The sequence below is a fragment of the Amaricoccus tamworthensis genome (assembly GCF_049800875.1).
Lineage (GTDB): Bacteria > Pseudomonadota > Alphaproteobacteria > Rhodobacterales > Rhodobacteraceae > Amaricoccus > Amaricoccus tamworthensis.
Genome location: NZ_JBNAFV010000003.1, coordinates 136,671 through 153,363, shown reverse-complemented (window position 1 = coordinate 153,363; position 16,693 = coordinate 136,671). Strand labels below are relative to the sequence as shown.

The window sequence follows — 16,693 nt, the reverse complement described above, 5'->3', positions numbered from 1 at the left end:
CGGTTGGATTAAACCCCGACCCGGCCAGGCCGAAGTCGCGACCGCCGCTTGCCGGACGAGGGGCGCAACAGCTTCTGCGTGCCACTGACTTCACCGCCAAGCGAGAGCGTCGCGTCCCGCAAAACCTCCGTGGCCTCCACCGATCCCGATGGCAGGGTCGCTGGATCAATCGGCTCTCCGATCTTGATGCGATAGGGCTGGCGGGTTTTGTTCAGAACCTCGTGGAACAGCGTAATGTCCCGCAGGGTCGGGTGAATCATGTCAAACAGATAGAACTGCAGCGAATTGCGCGCGGTAATGTGCAGCGGCACGATGGGCAGCTCAAACTTCCGCGCCAGCATCGCACAGGACGGCATCCACGGCCGCTCATGCAGCCGCAGCCCGCGCCGCTTCGCAAGTCGCCCCGAGGGGAACAGGATGCAGGGACGACCCTCCTTAAATGCCCGATGGGCATAAATCATGGTCTCGCGATTCTGTCGGTGCCCACGCTTGTCCTTGCGCCACTCAACGGGGGCCAGGTAGCGGTCAAGCTGCGGAAACACGCGCAGCGCGTCGGAATTGGCAAAGAAAAACAGGTCGGGCCGCTGCGGCGCAATGGCATTGTAGAGCGCAAGCCCGTCCGCAATGCCCGTGGGATGGTTCGCCGTAATGATAAACGCGCCGCTTGTCGGCAGGTTTTCAAGCCCCGTGGCCTCGACATTGCGGGTAAACATCCGTGTGGCGGTGTCCATCACCTCGGTGCCTGGCATGGCGGCCAGCCGCTCACCGATGCGAACCGTGCGTTCATAGCCCAGCATCTGGCGCAGAACGTTACGCGCGACGGCAACTCCCGTACCGCTTCGGCTCAGCCAGCCCGCACGTTCCTCAATAAGCTGATCTATGATGTCTCTCATGGCGCGTTGCTAGATTTCGTTTCTGACCGAATTCTGTCAGGTTTGTGAAGGTTTGACGACTGACATTTCACACCCCCGGGTCTCAAATGTAAAATCAGACATGACCGGACAAACGCACGGCCCGCCGAATTGTTCCATAAAAAATGCGATTAATCAAAGTGACGTCGAAGGACTGGTCTTTTGCATGTTTCCCGATAGGATACTCCATTATTTTATGTCTTTAATTTGGAACGGATTATGGAAAATGACACCCAGGGCGACACCGGGCTGAAAGACTTCAGGTTTACTGGAACTGCGCGCGAGTGGTTCGGGATCTGGATTGTGAATCTTCTGCTCAGTATTGTGACGCTGGGGATCTATTCGGCATGGGCGAAGGTCCGCCGAAAGCGGTATTTTTACCAGAACACCTGGGTCGTCGACCGGAATTTTGACTACCATGCCACGGGCAAACAGATTCTGATCGGTCGCATCATCGTGGTTGTGGGTTTCTTTCTTTATTCGTTCCTTTCGGCGATTCCCGCTCTGGCCCTGCTGCTGACGGCCGTGCTGGTCTTTGCCATCCCGTGGCTGATCACGCGGTCACTGGCGTTCAATGCCCGCATGTCGAGCTGGTCCAACGTGCGGTTCGCCTTCACCGGCCGGACCTGGTCGGCCTTCCTGGTCTTCGTCATGTACCCGCTTCTATCCGCGCTCACGTTGTTTACGACCTATCCGTTCGTGACCCAGGCCAAGCAGGAATTCATCACCGAAAACCACAGGCTCGGAACCGCCGAATTTTCAATGGAAAGTGGCGTAAAGCCGTTCTACGTGGCGCTGCTGAAGGCCATCCTCTGGGTTGCGGCCGCCATTTCCGCCATTGTCCTGCTTGGCGCCGCCGGCGTCATTGTGGTGAGCGAACTAGACAGCAACCTGGCGACGCCCAGTCCCGACCTGGCCGTGCCCTCCGCCTGGCGCGAGGTGCTACAGGTCCTGACGGTTTACGGTTTCTTCTTTCTCATCATAGTTCCGGCTTTCACCGTCTACGGCGTCATGGTGCGCAACGCGGTGCTGAACGCGGCGGAATTGGACGGCAAACACCGGTTTCGTTCCGACATCCGCGCCCGTGAGGTCATCTGGATCGTCATGAGCAACGTGGTCGCGATTGTCTGTACACTAGGCCTGATGATCCCCTGGGCCCAGATCCGTATGGCCCGCTACCTCGCCGACCATACATATGCCGTACCCAAAGGCTCCGTGGACGAGTTTGTCGGAACGCAGCAGGCCGCAAACTCCGCGGTTGGTGACGCCTTCACCGACCTTGAGGGCGTGGATCTGGGTGTCGCGTTCTAGGGTCGGACGAGTGACTGCCGACACCCCCAAACCCACAAAACTTGCCACGGGCCGCGCGTTCGAGGCCGGGAAGTCGCGGCCGCATGAGAACGCCAGCCTCGTGATCCGCAATCACCCGGCACCCGAAGCGACAACCCTTGAGGTGCTCGATTCCTCCGGTGCCATCATCACCAGCGCGCCGCTGCCCGCGGTAAAGGTCGATCCCCCCACCAACCCGGTCTCCCGCCGCGTGTCCTTCCCCGATGGCACCGTTTTCGACACCAGCGACAGCCACGCGATCAGCCAGCTTGCCACCCATGCCGGGGCGGTGTTGCAGGAGCGCATGGAGACCTGGGGTCCGCACCTGGCCGTGATCGTGGGGGCCGTGCTCGTCTCGGCATGGCTGCTTTACCGCTACGGGCTCGACATTCTCGTGGCACTTGCGGTCTGGCTGACACCGGCCGCGCTGGTTGAGGAAATGGACCGGGGCATCGTGACCTCCGTCGACTATGTCATGGCCGAACCCACGGAACTTCCACGCCTTGAACAGGAGGAGGTCGATCGCATTTTCACCGCCCTGGTCGACGCTCTACCCGAAGAGGACCGCGCGGCCACCGGTTACAGTCTTGAGTTTCGCGGCATGCCCGCGATTGGCGCGAACGCTTTCGCGCTGCCCGGCGGCACGGTCATCATCACCGACGACTTCGTCCGGCGTTTCGGCCAGCGGGACATCCTCGCCGGGGTTCTCGCCCATGAAATCGGCCATGTGGTGGAGCAGCACGGCCTGCGCAGTGTTTACCGCTCCCTCGGCATCTTCGTCCTCGTGGCCTTCCTCGCCGGCGACACCGGCCCGGTCATCGAAGACATACTGCTGGAGGGCAACCTCATCCTCTCACTCGCCAATTCCCGTGAGGCCGAACTGGCCGCCGACCGTTTTGGAGTGAACCTGGCCCAGGATGCGGGATATGATCCGGCCGGGCTCGCCACGTTCCTCGACCGGCTTTCGGTCCCGGGCGGCGCACCGCCCGACTGGCTCAGCACCCATCCAAACAGCGCCGAGCGCGTGGAGGCCATCGAGCGGCAGATCGACGACCTGCGGTGAGCGCTGCCGTCAGTCTTCGGCCAGCAGCCGCCCGACCATTTCCGCCGTGTCCTTTGAGAGCCCGTCAAGCGAGGCCAGCCGCTCCAGTTCCGTCCGGATCAGGGCCTGGCGCTGCCCGTCAAAGATCTTCCAGTTGCCCACCAGCGACGTCAGCCGCGCGGTTGTCTGCGGATTGACCGGATCAAGCCGGATCAGCCAGTCCATCAGCAACCGGTAGCCCGATCCGTCCGGCCGGTGGAAGCCCGCCGCATTCCCGCCAGCAAAAGACGCGATAAGCGAGCGCAGCCGGTTGGGGTTCTTCCAGTCGAAATCCGGATGGCCGGTCAGCCTTTCAACCGTGGCAACCGCCGCCTCAGGCGGCGTGGCCGTGGCCTGGACCGCAAACCACTTGTCCATCACCAGCCGGTCCTGCCGCCAGTCCTCATAAAACCGCGCCAGCGCATCCTCACCGCGCCCCGCCGCCACAAGCTGCGTCAGCGCACCAACCCGCTCCGTCATGTTGTCCGCCGCGTCAAACTGTTCCGCAGCCGCCTTCGCCTCCGGATCTAGCGCCGTAATGAAATCCAGACACCGCGCCCGCAAAGCCCGGTGCCCGGCCGCCGTTGCATCCGGCGTATACGGTCCCGCCACCGCGTTTTCCGCATACATCCGCTCCGGACGGTCCCCAAGAGTCTCCGCAATGGTCTTTTTCAGCCGCGTCCGTGCCTCATGGATGGCCAGCGGGTCCGGGACCATTTCATTCGCGGCCATGTCGGAAATGACGTTCTGCACCGTCGGCAGGCCAAGCGCCAAAGCCCGGAAGGCCGGATCGGGCTGCGGGTCGTCCGCCACGACGCACAAAGCCTCCAAATACTCCGCTTCCGGCTCCACATCCGCGTCCTGCGACATCCGGCCAAGCAGGTCGAGCGCGTGCGCATGTCCCGCCTCCCAGCGGTTGAACGGGTCCACGTCATGGGCCAGATGGAACGACCGCTCCGCCGCACTTAGACCCTGTTCCAGGATCACCGGCGCCGAAAACCCGCGCATCAGGGACGCGCGCGGCTTTTCCGGCAAGGTCCACTCAAACGTCTCTTCCGCGCGCGCAAGCTCCAGAACCCCGGATTCCATATCCGCGCCGTTGTGCCCAATGAGGCCATAGGCCACGGGAATGACCAGCGGTTCCTTGTTCGGCTGACCCGGCGTTGGCCGCGTTTCCTGGGACAGCGTCAGGCGATAGGTGCCGTCCTGATAGTCTTCCGCAACCCGCACGCGCGGCGTTCCGGCTTGGGAATACCATTTGCCAAAATGCGACAGATCCCGGCCCGAGGCGTCCTCAAACACTTTCAGCCAGTCCTCGATGGTGCAGGCCTCACCGTCATGGCGCTCGAAATAGAGATCCAGCGCCGTCTTCCAGGTCTCCTCACCCACCAGACCGCGCAGCATCCCAATGATCTCCGCGCCTTTCTCGTAGACCGTGGCGGTATAGAAGTTGTTGATCTCGATATACTTCTCCGGCCGCACCGGATGCGCCAGTGGCCCGGCATCCTCGCTGAACTGCTGCGAGCGCAGACGGATGACATCCTCGATCCGCTTCACCCCATGGGAGCGCATGTCACCGGAGAACTGCTGATCCCGGTACACGGTCAACCCCTCCTTCAGACAAAGTTGGAACCAGTCACGGCAGGTGATCCGGTTCCCGGTCCAATTGTGGAAATACTCATGCGCGATGATCGCCTCGATATTGGCGTAATCCGTGTCCGTCGCGGTCTCAGGCGAGGCGAGAACATACTTGGAGTTGAAGATGTTCAGCCCCTTGTTCTCCATCGCCCCCATGTTGAAATCGTCCACGGCCACGACCATGAACCGGTCGAGATCGTATTCGCGGCCATACACTTCCTCGTCCCAGCGCATGGACCGTTTCAGCGCATCCATTGCGTATTCACACCGTTCCAGATCGCCAGGCCGCACCCAGATCTGCAACAGTACGTCACGCCCCTCCATGGTCGTGAACCGGTCCTCAAAGGCCTCGAGCTCACCGGCAACGAGCGCAAACAGGTAACTTGGCTTCGGGTGCGGGTCCTCCCACTCGGCCCAGCCGTCGCCCTGGCCCACAAGATTGCCGTTTGACAGTAGAACCGGCGCGTCGCCCTCGATGCGCACCTTATAGGTCGCCATCACGTCCGGACGGTCCGGGAACCAGGTGATCTTGCGGAACCCCTGCGCCTCGCACTGGGTGCAGTACATGCCGTTGGACATGTAAAGCCCGTCGAGGCTGGTGTTGTCGATGGGCGCGATTGTGTTCGTGGCCTCCCAGACAAACCCCTCCTGCGGCACATGGGCCGCCGCCACCGTCAGCGTCTCGTCCCCGGTGCTCAGGGCCTCACGGGGCAGGGGGCTGCCGTTGATCGAAACGGCCTCTATTTCCAGCCCGTTGCCGTTCAGAATCAGGTCCGCCGGACCCTTCGCACGGGCCGGATTGGGATAAAAGGTGATCCGTGAGAATACCTCCGTCGTTTTCGGGGCCAGCCGGAACGTCAGATCAACCTGCCGCACCAGATAATCCGGCACGCGGTAGTCGGACAGCCTGATTTCAGGGTCGCGCTGGTCGGTTCTCATTGTGAAATTACCCCGTGTTATCCGGCTCCTGCGGCGGGCAGGGCCATTAAATACCTGTTAGCCTCTCGACTGTACCCATGATCAGGCCTATCTTTAAGGCCAGTCCATCACAACGATATATTGTTCATGTCGCGCCCTGTAATAGGTATCATCGGAAACGCCGGTCTGATTAATAATGAATATCCCGTTCAGGCCGTGGGACTTTCCAACATCGAGGCGGTGGCCGATCTCACCGGAGCCATCCCGCTCATGGTGCCCGCACTGCCCTCGGTTGGCGCGATCTCCGATCTCACCTCGGCCTGCGACGGGTTTGTGTTCACCGGCGGGCGGCCCAACGTGCATCCCGACCATTACGGCCACAAACCCACCGAGAAACACGGCACCTTCGATCCCGACCGCGATGCCGTGACCCTGCCGCTCATTCGCGAATGTGTCGCGCGCGGCGTGCCGGTTTTCGGGATCTGCCGGGGGTTTCAGGAATTCAACGTGGCTTTCGGCGGCACGCTCCATCCGGAGATCCGCGAGATCCCAGGCCGCCTCAACCACCGGATGCCTCCCGATGGGACGCTTGAGGAAAAATTCGAACTGCGCCACACGATCACCCTTACCGAGGGCGGCTGGTTCCATGACCTGTTCGGATCGACCGAGATCATGGTGAACTCCCTGCACGGCCAGGGCATCGAGGATGCCGGCCCCCGCGTCGTGATCGAGGGCCACGCACCCGATGGCACGCCCGAGGCCATCGTCATCAGGGACGCCCCCGGTTTCGCCGTGGCCGTTCAGTGGCACCCGGAATGGAAAGCCGCGGAAGACCCCGTGTCCCGCCCGCTCTTCCAGGCCCTCGGCGCCGCCGTCTCCGCCCGCCACCGCGCAAAGGACCAGGCCCGCTCCGTGGCGTGACGGCGTAACCTTCAGTTCAGATGGAGTTTGTCCGGCGTCTCGCGCAGCCCGGTCTGAACCGGCACCGCCTCAGTAGCACAGCACCGGAACGATTGCTTTTTCAAAGCCTTCGGGGGCGCCGTCATCCATGCTGAATTCCGGCAGGCCCTGCTGCGGATGCAGGTCGTGGCCGGTCAGGAAGGCCAGAAGCTCCTCGCGGTTCAGAGCATAGTTGATATTTTGGGGCAGGGTGCCGGTAGCCTCGGCGATGTACCGCTCCGACAGGCGGGACACCACAATGCCCATAACCTCGCCGTTATTGTCGATCAGCGGCCCGCCGCTGTTGCCGGGCTGAACGGGCGCGGAGAAGCTGAAGAAACGCCGGTCGTCATTCACATCCGCCAGCGAACTGACGTTGCCACCGGTCAGGTGCAGCGAGGTGCCCGCGATGTTGTAATAGGGAAACCCGGCCGCGTGCAGCTTCTGACCCAGGCGCGTGTGTTCCTGGTCGGTCAGGGACAGCCAGGTATCCGCCTGCACCGGGCTGGCCAGCGCCGCCACATCGAGTTTCTTGTTATGGGCCAGCAGGGTCAGCGGCGTGCCGTCGCCCAGGCTGATCCGCCCGCAGCCCTCGATCACATGCTGCGCCGTGACCAGTATGCTATCGTTGACATAAAACGCCGTTCCGCTCGCGTCCGTGCCGGGCTCCGCGGGCAGGAAGCCCGTGCCAGGAATGGCCAGTTCAAACCCTTCACCCTCATCCGTGCCGTCGAACGCCTCCAGCGTTTCCCGCACGATATATTCCAGATGCCCGCCGCGCGGCAGTTCCCAGTACTGCGGATCACGCGCGCTGATGCTGGTGCGGATCAGGTTGAGCATGTTGGCCTGGTCCGGCCCGCTGGCAAGATAGACCGTCGACCAGTGGCCGTCGACCTGGTCGGAGCGGGTGTAGAATGACCGTCCGTCTTCCAGATACCCGCTTGTCACCAGCAGATGATCGTCGCGCACGATCGACAGAACGTCAGGGTCCACGCTCGCCATCTCCGCCGCCGAGTGCCAGGCCCGTGCGAGTTCCGCCTCAAACGAATTGGTCAGCAGCGTCAGCGTGCCCGTCCGGCTCCACCAGCGCAGACCGCGGTTCTCCGGCTCCGGCTCGGCCAGAATCGCCTCCGGCACCGCCATGGACATGCCAAGTTCCGGGAACTCGCGCCAGGTCCAGCCATTGGCCTCCATATCCGCGAGAAAGGCAATGACGAGGTTTGCGACGTGAAGGTTCTGGGGCGTGTCCTCAAACTCGTTGAGAACGTAGTCTTCCAGAGCCGCCATGCTCCGCGCGTCCCAGACACCGTCCACACGCCCGTCATGTTCGCCGGACAGGGCCAGGGCCAACTGCAAAATCCGTTTCTCCGGGGCCTGAAATTCCGTCTCCTCGAACGGCTCATAGAGCACGGCCTCATCGGCGGACGCCACCTGAACCGCAAAAAACTGACTGACGATCAAAACAATAAAAAAACGAAGCATTCACGTCCCCAATTCAACCCCAGGGCAAAATTAGCATGGACCGGCGCTACGCCAAAGATTTATCACTCCTTTTCGTAAACAGCGTCGAAAGTTTCGTTCAATTTGAGTGTATTAACCTCAATTCCCGGCGCCGCGCACACCCGGCAAACAGGCGCAAACCACGCCTGGGCCGATTCTTTTTCGCAGTTTCACGACGTTTTTGGTCGGGTGGCGATACCCTGGTGTCAGAGCATCGCCGGCACGACCTGATCCGGTGGCCGGTGGCCATCCGCGAAGGTCTTGATGTTGATGATCACTTTCTCGCCCATCTCGATCCGGCCCTCTTCCGTGGCCGACCCCATATGCGGCAGCAGCATCACGTTGGGCAGTTCGGTCAGGCGCGGGTTGATGTCCGCCCCGTGCTCATACACATCGAGCCCCGCACCCGCGAGTTCGCCCGCGTGCAGCATCCGCGTGAGCGCATTCTCGTCGATCACCTCACCGCGCGCCGTGTTTACGATATAGGCGCTGGGCTTCATCAGTTTCAGCCGCCGCGCGTTCATCAAATGGAAGGTCGAGGGCGTATGCGGCACGTTGATCGACAGAATATCAATCCGCGCCAGCATCTGGTCGAGGCTTTCCCACCAGGTCGCGCCGAGGTCCTGTTCAACCTCCTCATTGATGCGCCGGCGGTTGTGGTAATGGATTTCCATCCCGAACGCCGCGGCCCGTCGCGCCACCGCCCGGCCAATCCGGCCAAAGCCCAGAATGCCAAGCCGCTTGCCCGCGATCCGGTGCCCCATAAGCGCCGTCGGGCTCCAGCCTTTCCATTCACCGCTGTGCAAAAGCCGCTCACCCTCTGCCAGGCGCCGCGGCACCGCCAGGATCAGCGCCATAGCCATATCCGCCGTGTCCTCAGTCAGAACGCCTGGCGTGTTCGACACCATGATCCCGCGCTGCAGCGCGCTGGCCACGTCGATATGGTCAAAACCCGCGCCATAATTGGCAATCAGCCGCAGCTGCGGTCCCGCCTGAGCCAGCTGGTTCGCGGTAATCCGGTCCGTAATGGTCGGCACGAGAACATCCGCCTGCGCCATCGCCGCCCCCAGATCCGATGCCGACATCGGTTTGTCGGACGGATTGAATTTCACGTCGAACAGCTCCTGCATCCTTGCTTCCACGGGTTGGGGAAGGCGGCGCGTTACAAAAACGCTCACAGGCTTTGTGGACATGATGATTCCTGTTTCTCTGTGTTCGGATTTTGGTTACTCTTCATCACTAATGGCATGGGCAGGTCCGGTAAATCCAGACACTATCCGGCATCGGGTTGAGAGCAGTAAAAAAATGACGTTCCGCGTCACCAGAGCAGTCCCCGCCTTTTTGGTGCTGGTTGCATGTGCGATCGGCACACCGCTCCGCGCTCCGGCGCAGGAGGCGCCGACGATTGGCCCGGACTCGCTGCTGCCGCTCCCCCGATACGTGTCGATTCGCGGTGATCGCGCCCGCGCCCGCCGCGGCCCGAGCCGGGACCAAAAGATCGACTGGGAATACGTCCGCCAGGGTCTGCCCCTGCGCATCACCGCCGAATACGACAACTGGCGCCGCGTCGAGGATTTCGAGGGGCAGGGCGGCTGGATGCACAAATCCCTCCTGTCGAACGTGCGGACCGGTCTCGTTCAGGGCGACGGCCTCGTGACGGTTCTGGACGATCCGGAGGACGGTGCCGAAATCCTCGCCAATGCCGAGCCCGGCGCGGTCCTGCGGCTGCGCGAATGTGGCCCGGACTGGTGCGAGGTGTCGGCACAGGGTGTGGAAGGCTGGCTCCGCCGCGAGGCGCTCTGGGGCATCGACCCGGGCGAGGTCATCGACTGAAGCCTTCGGATTTACTCCGGGCGGCCCTTCAGCCGGATCACCACATCCACCCGCGACAGCTCCGCGCCTTCGGGAATAACCGGGCTTGAGGCGAGTTTTATCGCGTGGTTGGGCGCATCGGTCAGCGTGCTCTCATCCTCCCAGAAGTAGTGGGGATGATCGTCAACGCGCGTGTCGAAATACGACCGCGACCCGTCAACCGTGATCTCGTTCATCAGCCCGGCATCGCAAAACGCGCGCAGGGTGTTGTAAACGGTGGCAAGCGAAACGGACACATCCCGCAGACCGGCCGCGTCATGGAGACTTTCGGCGGTCACGTGGCGGTTGTTTCCGTCACCGATCAGCAGTTCGGCAAGCGCAATGCGCTGACGCGTGGGACGCAAACCGCCCGAAGCCAGCCAGTGTTCGGCGCGGCCCCGTGCCATGTCTTCGGTTTTGGTAGACTGAACAGTCATGCCTTGAGACCTGAATTTCGTGTTGCCCCCTTATAGCGGTTTTCAGGGTAAATTCCAGTTGGCTTTCGCGCTGTCATTAAAAATTGGTGGTGCCTCTGGCACTTGCGCCCCATTTGGTGCGGATGTTACTAGACGATGATAACCACGCAACGACCGGATTGGGGAAGAAATCGCATGTCCGACAGGCCAACAAGCATTGACTATGACGGGCTGATGGCCTGTGCCCGGGGCGAAATGTTCGGACCCGGCAACCCGCAGCTTCCCGCTCCGCCCATGCTCATGATGGACCGCGTCACCGAAATCTCGGCCGATGGCGGCCCGGACGGCAAGGGTCACGTCGTGGCGGAATTCGACATCAAACCCGACCTGTGGTTTTTTGAGTGCCACTTCCTCGGCGATCCGGTCATGCCTGGCTGCCTCGGCCTCGACGCCCTCTGGCAGTTGACCGGCTTCAACCTTGGCTGGCGCGGAATGCAGGGCAAGGGCCGTGCGCTGGGCGTTGGCGAGGTCAAGTTCACCGGCATGGTCACGCCGGATGTAAAACTGGTGGAATATACGGTAAACTTCACCCGGGTCATTGACCGCAAGCTCAAGCTTGGCATGGCCAACGGCATCATGAAAGCCGACGGCGAGACGATCTACACCACCACCGACATGAAAGTCGGCCTGTTCCAGGATTAAAAAGGGGGCATACCCATGCGCCGAGTCGTAATTACCGGTATCGGTATCGTGTCCTCCATTGGCACCGATGTTGATGAGGTCACCAAATCCCTGAAGGAAAGCCGCTCCGGCATCTCCTTCGCACCCGACCATGCCGAACACGGGTTCCGCAGTCAGGTCCAGGGCAAACCCGACATTGACGTGTCCGAGCACATCGACAAACGCCAACTGCGTTTCATGGGCGACGGGGCCGCGTTCAACTATATCGCCATGACCCAGGCGATCGAGGACAGCGGTCTTGAGGAGAAAGACATCTCCAACGAGCGCACCGGCCTCGTCATGGGTTCGGGCGGCCCGTCCACGCGCAACCTGTTCAACGCACATCAGATCGTGATCGAGAAGGGCTCCCCCAAACGCATGGGCCCCTTCATGGTGACGCGCGGCATGTCGTCCACCAACTCGGCCTGTCTCGCGACGCCGTTCAAAATCAAGGGCGTGAACTACTCCATCACCTCCGCCTGTTCGACCTCAGCCCACTGCATCGGCAACGGCGTCGAGCAGATCCAGCTCGGCAAACAGGACATCGTCTTCGCCGGCGGAGGCGAGGAACTGGACTGGACGCTTTCCTGCCTCTTCGACGCAATGGGCGCAATGAGCTCGAAATACAATGACACGCCGGAACAGGCCTCCCGCGCCTTTGACGCCGCCCGTGACGGTTTCGTCATTGCCGGTGGTGGCGGTGTTGTCGTGCTTGAGGAACTGGAGCACGCCAGGGCCCGCGGTGCGAAAATCTACGCCGAGGTCACCGGCTACGGCGCCACTTCCGACGGCCATGACATGGTTGCACCCAGCGGCGAGGGCGGCGAGCGCAGCATGAAACTGGCCCTGTCCACGATTGGCGAGCGCAAGGTCGGCTACATTAACGCCCACGGCACCTCCACACCGGCGGGCGACGTCGTCGAGGTCGAGGCCGTGCGCCGCGTCTTCGGCGAGGGCAACACACCCGTGATCTCCTCCACCAAATCGCTCACCGGCCACTCGCTGGGCGCGACAGGTGTGCAGGAAGCCATTTACGGCCTCATCATGCTCCGCGACGATTTCATCGCCGCATCGGCCAATGTCAGCGAGCTTGACCCGGCCCTGAAAGCGTCGGAAATTGTCACAGAGCGGGTGGACAATGCCGGCCTGGACACGATCCTGTCGAACAGTTTCGGGTTCGGCGGCACCAATGCCACACTTGCACTGAGCCGCTACACGGACTGACACGCTAAACCGGGCGTCTTCGGACTGGCACACCGCCGCCGTCCGCCCGTTTCGACGGGGGACGACTTGATCAGGGTTGCAGTTTTCGACGCCTACGGCACGTTATTCGATGTGTCCGCTGCCGCGCGGGCCTTCGCGGAGGCCCCCGGCAACGGGGCCTTTCGCGCCGTCTGGCAAACCGTTGCCCGCGACTGGCGACTGAAACAGCTTCAGTACAGCTGGCTGCGCGCCATCACCGGCGCCCACACTGATTTCTGGACCGTCACCGGCGAGGGCCTGGACTGGGCTCTGGAAGCATCCGGCATCAGCGACCCGGACATCCGCGAAAACCTTCTGGCGCTTTACTGGGAACTCGACGCCTACCCGGAGGTGCCGCAGATGCTCGCCACCCTCAAAGAGAACGGCCTCTCCACCGCCATCCTCTCCAACGGCTCCCCCGACATGCTCGACGGAGCGGTGCAGAGCGCAAATGTCGGTGAGTTCCTCGACGATGTGCTCTCGGTGGAAAGCGTCGGCATCTTCAAACCCGACAGCTCCGTTTACGACCTTGTGGGCAAACGCTTCGGTGTCGAACGAAACGAGGTTCTGTTCGTCTCCTCCAATGGCTGGGATGCCGCCGCGGCGTCCGGCTACGGCTTTCGCACCGCCTGGGTGAACCGCGCCAGCGAGCCGGTTGACCGCCTGCCCTGGAAACCCGAATGGATCCTGTCGGAACTCTCCGGCATCCCCGAACTGGCGGAGAAAGCATGAAACGCTTCACCACCTCCGACGGCCTCTCCCTCGCCTATGAGGACGAAGGAAAGGGCCAGCCGGTTCTCTGCCTGCCTGGCCTCACCCGCAACAGCCGCGATTTCGACCTCTTCGCGGAACAGTTTTCCCGCGACTACCGCATCATCCGGCTCGATTTCCGGGGCCGCGGCGAATCCGCTTACGACGAGAATTTTCAGAACTACCACCCGGCCGTAGAGGCCCGCGACGTGGTGGAGCTTCTCGCCCATCTCGGTCTCGAAAAAACCACCATCATTGGCACCTCCCGCGGCGGCATCGTCGCCATGGTCCTTGCCGCCACCGCCAAACAGGTGCTGGAGGGCGTGGTCCTCGTGGATATCGGCCCTGTGATCGAACGCGAGGGGCTTGATGAGATCGCGGGCTATCTCGGCGTCACCCCCAAATACAAAACCGTAGCCTCCGCCGCCCTGGCCGCCTCGCTCAACCGCCAGGCCCGCTTTCCCGGCGTCGGCGCGGATCGCTGGAACTGGTTCTTCTCCAACAACTGGTACGACGCGGAGGACGGCATCCGTCTGCGTTACGACCGCAAACTGCGCGACGCCTTCCTCGGCGCGATGGAGGAGGCCGGCGAACTTCCCGACACCTGGCCCCTCTTTGATGCCTTCGAGGGCCTGCCCCTCGCGCTCATCCACGGCGAAAACTCCGACATCCTTAGCCAGGCCACCGCGGACGAGATGCGCGCTCGCCGCCCGGACATGATGTATGCCTCCGTTCCCGGACGCGGTCACATTCCGTTTCTGGACGAGCCTGAATGCGTGGAACTGCTGCGCCGCTTTCTTGGAAGCCTGAAAAAATGACTGATATCGACCGTATCCGCGCCGCCCGCACCCGTGCGGCGGGCAAGATCCTGAAAACCCCGGTTCTGTCCTCCCCCGCGCTCGACGCCGTTGCCGGACGCCGCCTGCTCGTGAAGGCCGAGTGCCTCCAGTATACCGGCTCCTTCAAAGCCCGTGGCGGCTGGTCCGCCATCTCCGCGATGGACCCGGAAACCCGCGCCCGTGGCATCCTTGCCTATTCCTCCGGCAACCACGCCCAGGGCGTGGCCCGTGCAGCCCAGGCTTTTGGCGTGCCCGCCGTCATCATCATGCCCGCCGACGCGCCGCAGTCGAAAATCGACGGCACCAAATCATATGGCGCCGAGGTCGTTACCTATGACCGCGAAACCGAAAGCCGCGAGGACATTGGCGCGGCCCTCTCAGCGGAGCGCGGCCTGACCCTCGTGCGCCCCTACGACCAGCCCGACGTGATCGCGGGGCAGGGGACCGTGGGGCTTGAGATCGCCGAACAGACCAAAGGCCTGGAGCTTGGCCCAACGGATGTGATCGTCTGCGCCGGCGGTGGTGGCCTTGCCTCCGGTATTGCCTTGGCCCTCGAGGCCGAAGCGCGGCATCTTCGCGTTCGGACCTCGGAACCGGTAGGTTTCGACGATGTCGCCCGCTCGCTTGTCTCAGGCAAACGCGAAAGCAATGAGCGTCTCTCCGGCTCCGTCTGCGACGCGATCCTGACGCCATGCCCCGGCGAATTGACTTTTCCTATCCTCAGCCGTTTGGCCGGACCCGGCCTGACCATCACCGATGAGGAAGCCATGCGGGCCGTCGCACTCGCCTTCCGCCATCTCAAAATCGTCGTGGAACCCGGCGGAGCCGCGGGCCTCGCCGCAGCCCTGTTCCGTCGCGATCAGATCGAGGGCGACACCGTCATCGCCGTGGCAACCGGTGGCAACGTGGACACTGCCCGCTTCTCCGAGGCGATCCTCAACTACTGACCGTCTTCGCCAGATCGCGCAGCGGACCCTTCTGGATTTTTCCGGTCGAGGTCCGCTCGATCATTTGAAACACCACGTGTTTCGGCGCCTTGAAGTGCGCCAGCCGGTCCCGGCACCAGGCGATCAGATCCTCACCCGTCACCGTCTGCCCTTTGGCCAGTTCAACAAACGCGCACGGTGTCTCGCCCCATTTCTCATGCGGCTTCGCCACAACTGCCGCCACGGCCACCGCCGGATGGGCCATAAGAACGTTCTCCACCTCTATGGAGGAGATGTTCTCGCCGCCCGAAATAATGATGTCCTTCGAGCGGTCCTTCAGCTCAATATACCCGTCCGGATGCATCACGCCCAGATCACCGGTGTGAAACCACCCCCCGGCAAACGCCTCCGCCGTGGCCTCTGGGTTCTTCAGATACCCCTTCATGGTTATGTTCCCGCGCATGAACACCTCGCCCAGCGTCTCTCCATCGCGCGGCACCGGCTCAAGCGTCTCCGGATCGGCCACCATCGCATCCTCCTGCAACAGATACGCCACACCCTGCCGCGATTTCAGCCGCGCCTGCTCCTCCGCATCAAGCGCATCCCACTCCCGGTTCCAGGCGCAGGCAATCGCGGGGCCATAGACCTCCGTCAGTCCATAGACATGCGTCACGTCAAAGCCCCGCGCCGCCATTTCCTGCAACACACTCGCAGGCGGCGGTGACGCCGCAGTCATGACACGGCAACGGTGCGGAAACTCCCGCACCTCCGTCTCATCCGCATGGATCATAAAACCGAGCACAATCGGCGCACCGCAGAGGTGATCCACGCCCTCATCCGCAATCGCGTCGTAAATCGCCTTCGCCGTCACCTTGCGACAGCACACATTCGTCCCGGCTTTCGCCGCGATCGTCCACGGAAAGCACCAGCCATTGCAGTGAAACATCGGCAGCGTCCAGAGATACACCGGATGCCGCCCCATGTCCCATTCCAGCGTGTTCCCGATCGCATTCATGAACGCGCCGCGATGGTGATAAACGACGCCTTTCGGGTTTCCCGTGGTCCCGGATGTGTAATTGACCGAAATCGCGTCCCACTCGTCCTCCGGCACGGCCCACGGAAAATCCGCGTCGCCAGTCTCCAGAAACGCCTCGTAGTCCAGATCCCCCAGCAGCTCTCCGCCGTCCGCCGCCGGATCGTCAATATCAATCACCACCGGGCTGCCCTCGGCCATCTCCAGCGCCGCCTTCGCCGTATCGGAAAACTCCCGGTCCGTGATCAGAAACCGCGCCTCACAATGGTCGAGAATATAGGCAACCGTCTTTGCATCGAGGCGGCAGTTGATGGCATTCAGCACCCCGCCGGCCATCGGCACCCCAAAATGCGCCTCGTAAAGCTCCGGCGTATTCGTCGCGAGAACCGACACGGTTTCGCCCACTTTCAGCCCCGCCTTCTGAAGCGCCGAGGCCAGTTTCCGGCACCGCGTGGCCGTCTCGGCCCAGCTTCGCCGGATCCCGCCATAGACCACGGCGGGATGATCGGGATACACCGCCGCCGCCTTGCGCAGCAGAGTGATCGGCGTCAGGGCAGCATAGTTTGCGGCGTTGCGGCCAAGGTCGTTCATGTCGGATCC

The 16,693-nt window shown here is 62.5% G+C and carries 15 protein-coding genes; 9 read left to right on the top strand and 6 right to left on the bottom strand.

All coding sequences use genetic code 11. The features are described from left to right. Window positions 1-8: 8 nt before the first annotated feature. The gene (locus ACP15P_RS07985; RefSeq protein ID WP_424927938.1) at window positions 9-893 is read right to left on the bottom strand and encodes a lysophospholipid acyltransferase family protein; all 885 of its coding nucleotides are present in this window, start codon (window positions 891-893) and stop codon (window positions 9-11) included. 237 nt (window positions 894-1,130) lie between these two features. Between ACP15P_RS07985 and ACP15P_RS07980 the strand changes: the two genes are divergently transcribed. Next, window positions 1,131-2,222, top strand: a complete 1,092-nt coding sequence (locus tag ACP15P_RS07980) for a YjgN family protein (RefSeq protein ID WP_424927937.1) — start codon at window positions 1,131-1,133, stop codon at window positions 2,220-2,222. A gap of 10 nt (window positions 2,223-2,232) precedes the next feature. After that, entirely contained in the window at window positions 2,233-3,303 is a 1,071-nt protein-coding gene (locus ACP15P_RS07975; RefSeq protein WP_424927936.1) for a M48 family metallopeptidase, read from the top strand. A gap of 9 nt (window positions 3,304-3,312) precedes the next feature. Here ACP15P_RS07975 and pepN read toward each other — a convergent pair whose 3' ends face one another. Next, complete coding sequence (pepN, locus tag ACP15P_RS07970) at window positions 3,313-5,898, bottom strand: aminopeptidase N (protein ID WP_424927935.1); 2,586 nt, start codon at window positions 5,896-5,898, stop codon at window positions 3,313-3,315. Between the two features lie 126 nt (window positions 5,899-6,024). Between pepN and ACP15P_RS07965 the strand changes: the two genes are divergently transcribed. Beyond that, window positions 6,025-6,798 (top strand): gamma-glutamyl-gamma-aminobutyrate hydrolase family protein, encoded by a 774-nt coding sequence (locus ACP15P_RS07965; RefSeq protein WP_424927934.1) that lies wholly within the window; start codon window positions 6,025-6,027, stop codon window positions 6,796-6,798. Window positions 6,799-6,867: 69 nt separating this feature from the next. Here ACP15P_RS07965 and ACP15P_RS07960 read toward each other — a convergent pair whose 3' ends face one another. Together ACP15P_RS07960 and ACP15P_RS07955 are read right to left on the bottom strand one after the other, a co-directional pair. Next, window positions 6,868-8,298, bottom strand: coding sequence for a S1 family peptidase (locus ACP15P_RS07960; RefSeq protein ID WP_424927933.1), 1,431 nt, complete (start codon window positions 8,296-8,298; stop codon window positions 6,868-6,870). Between the two features lie 224 nt (window positions 8,299-8,522). Beyond that, window positions 8,523-9,509, bottom strand: coding sequence for a 2-hydroxyacid dehydrogenase (locus ACP15P_RS07955; protein ID WP_424927932.1), 987 nt, complete (start codon window positions 9,507-9,509; stop codon window positions 8,523-8,525). Window positions 9,510-9,621: 112 nt separating this feature from the next. Here ACP15P_RS07955 and ACP15P_RS07950 point away from each other — a divergent pair, with 112 nt between their 5' ends. Continuing rightward, window positions 9,622-10,149 carry an SH3 domain-containing protein gene (locus ACP15P_RS07950; protein WP_424927931.1) on the top strand — a complete coding sequence of 176 codons (528 nt, stop codon included), beginning with the start codon at window positions 9,622-9,624 and terminating at the stop codon, window positions 10,147-10,149. A gap of 11 nt (window positions 10,150-10,160) precedes the next feature. Here ACP15P_RS07950 and irr read toward each other — a convergent pair whose 3' ends face one another. Next, on the bottom strand, window positions 10,161-10,604 hold the full coding sequence (gene irr / locus ACP15P_RS07945) for a Fur family transcriptional regulator Irr (RefSeq protein WP_424927930.1): 444 nt from the start codon (window positions 10,602-10,604) through the stop codon (window positions 10,161-10,163). Between the two features lie 174 nt (window positions 10,605-10,778). Here irr and fabA point away from each other — a divergent pair, with 174 nt between their 5' ends. The 5 genes from fabA to ACP15P_RS07920 all read left to right on the top strand — a co-directional run bounded on the left by fabA (window position 10,779) and on the right by ACP15P_RS07920 (window position 15,081). Next, window positions 10,779-11,285, top strand: a complete 507-nt coding sequence (fabA, locus tag ACP15P_RS07940; RefSeq protein ID WP_424927929.1) for a bifunctional 3-hydroxydecanoyl-ACP dehydratase/trans-2-decenoyl-ACP isomerase — start codon at window positions 10,779-10,781, stop codon at window positions 11,283-11,285. A gap of 15 nt (window positions 11,286-11,300) precedes the next feature. Beyond that, complete coding sequence (gene fabB, locus ACP15P_RS07935) at window positions 11,301-12,527, top strand: beta-ketoacyl-ACP synthase I (protein WP_424927928.1); 1,227 nt, start codon at window positions 11,301-11,303, stop codon at window positions 12,525-12,527. 66 nt (window positions 12,528-12,593) lie between these two features. Continuing rightward, the gene (locus ACP15P_RS07930) at window positions 12,594-13,277 is read left to right on the top strand and encodes a haloacid dehalogenase type II (protein WP_424927927.1); all 684 of its coding nucleotides are present in this window, start codon (window positions 12,594-12,596) and stop codon (window positions 13,275-13,277) included. Further along, entirely contained in the window at window positions 13,274-14,113 is an 840-nt protein-coding gene (locus tag ACP15P_RS07925; RefSeq protein ID WP_424927926.1) for an alpha/beta fold hydrolase, read from the top strand. The genes ACP15P_RS07930 and ACP15P_RS07925 overlap by 4 nt, the downstream gene beginning before the upstream one ends. Beyond that, window positions 14,110-15,081, top strand: a complete 972-nt coding sequence (locus tag ACP15P_RS07920; protein WP_424927925.1) for a threonine ammonia-lyase — start codon at window positions 14,110-14,112, stop codon at window positions 15,079-15,081. Before ACP15P_RS07925 ends, ACP15P_RS07920 begins: the two co-directional genes overlap by 4 nt. On the opposite strand, the gene ACP15P_RS07915 is transcribed toward ACP15P_RS07920, so the two are convergent. Beyond that, entirely contained in the window at window positions 15,071-16,684 is a 1,614-nt protein-coding gene (locus ACP15P_RS07915) for an acyl-CoA synthetase (RefSeq protein ID WP_424927924.1), read from the bottom strand. The two genes, ACP15P_RS07920 and ACP15P_RS07915, sit on opposite strands and share 11 nt — an antisense overlap. Between the last annotated feature and the right edge of the window lie 9 nt (window positions 16,685-16,693).

Coding starts and splice junctions, on each gene's coding strand:
- ACP15P_RS07985 (WP_424927938.1), bottom strand. CDS start 893: ATGAGAGACATCATAGATCAGCTTATTGAGGAACGTGCGGGCTGGCTG.
- ACP15P_RS07980 (WP_424927937.1), top strand. CDS start 1,131: ATGGAAAATGACACCCAGGGCGACACCGGGCTGAAAGACTTCAGGTTT.
- pepN (WP_424927935.1), bottom strand. CDS start 5,898: ATGAGAACCGACCAGCGCGACCCTGAAATCAGGCTGTCCGACTACCGC.
- ACP15P_RS07965 (WP_424927934.1), top strand. CDS start 6,025: ATGTCGCGCCCTGTAATAGGTATCATCGGAAACGCCGGTCTGATTAAT.
- ACP15P_RS07960 (WP_424927933.1), bottom strand. CDS start 8,298: ATGCTTCGTTTTTTTATTGTTTTGATCGTCAGTCAGTTTTTTGCGGTT.
- ACP15P_RS07955 (WP_424927932.1), bottom strand. CDS start 9,509: ATGTCCACAAAGCCTGTGAGCGTTTTTGTAACGCGCCGCCTTCCCCAA.
- ACP15P_RS07950 (WP_424927931.1), top strand. CDS start 9,622: ATGACGTTCCGCGTCACCAGAGCAGTCCCCGCCTTTTTGGTGCTGGTT.
- irr (WP_424927930.1), bottom strand. CDS start 10,604: ATGACTGTTCAGTCTACCAAAACCGAAGACATGGCACGGGGCCGCGCC.
- fabA (WP_424927929.1), top strand. CDS start 10,779: ATGTCCGACAGGCCAACAAGCATTGACTATGACGGGCTGATGGCCTGT.
- fabB (WP_424927928.1), top strand. CDS start 11,301: ATGCGCCGAGTCGTAATTACCGGTATCGGTATCGTGTCCTCCATTGGC.
- ACP15P_RS07925 (WP_424927926.1), top strand. CDS start 13,274: ATGAAACGCTTCACCACCTCCGACGGCCTCTCCCTCGCCTATGAGGAC.
- ACP15P_RS07920 (WP_424927925.1), top strand. CDS start 14,110: ATGACTGATATCGACCGTATCCGCGCCGCCCGCACCCGTGCGGCGGGC.
- ACP15P_RS07915 (WP_424927924.1), bottom strand. CDS start 16,684: ATGAACGACCTTGGCCGCAACGCCGCAAACTATGCTGCCCTGACGCCG.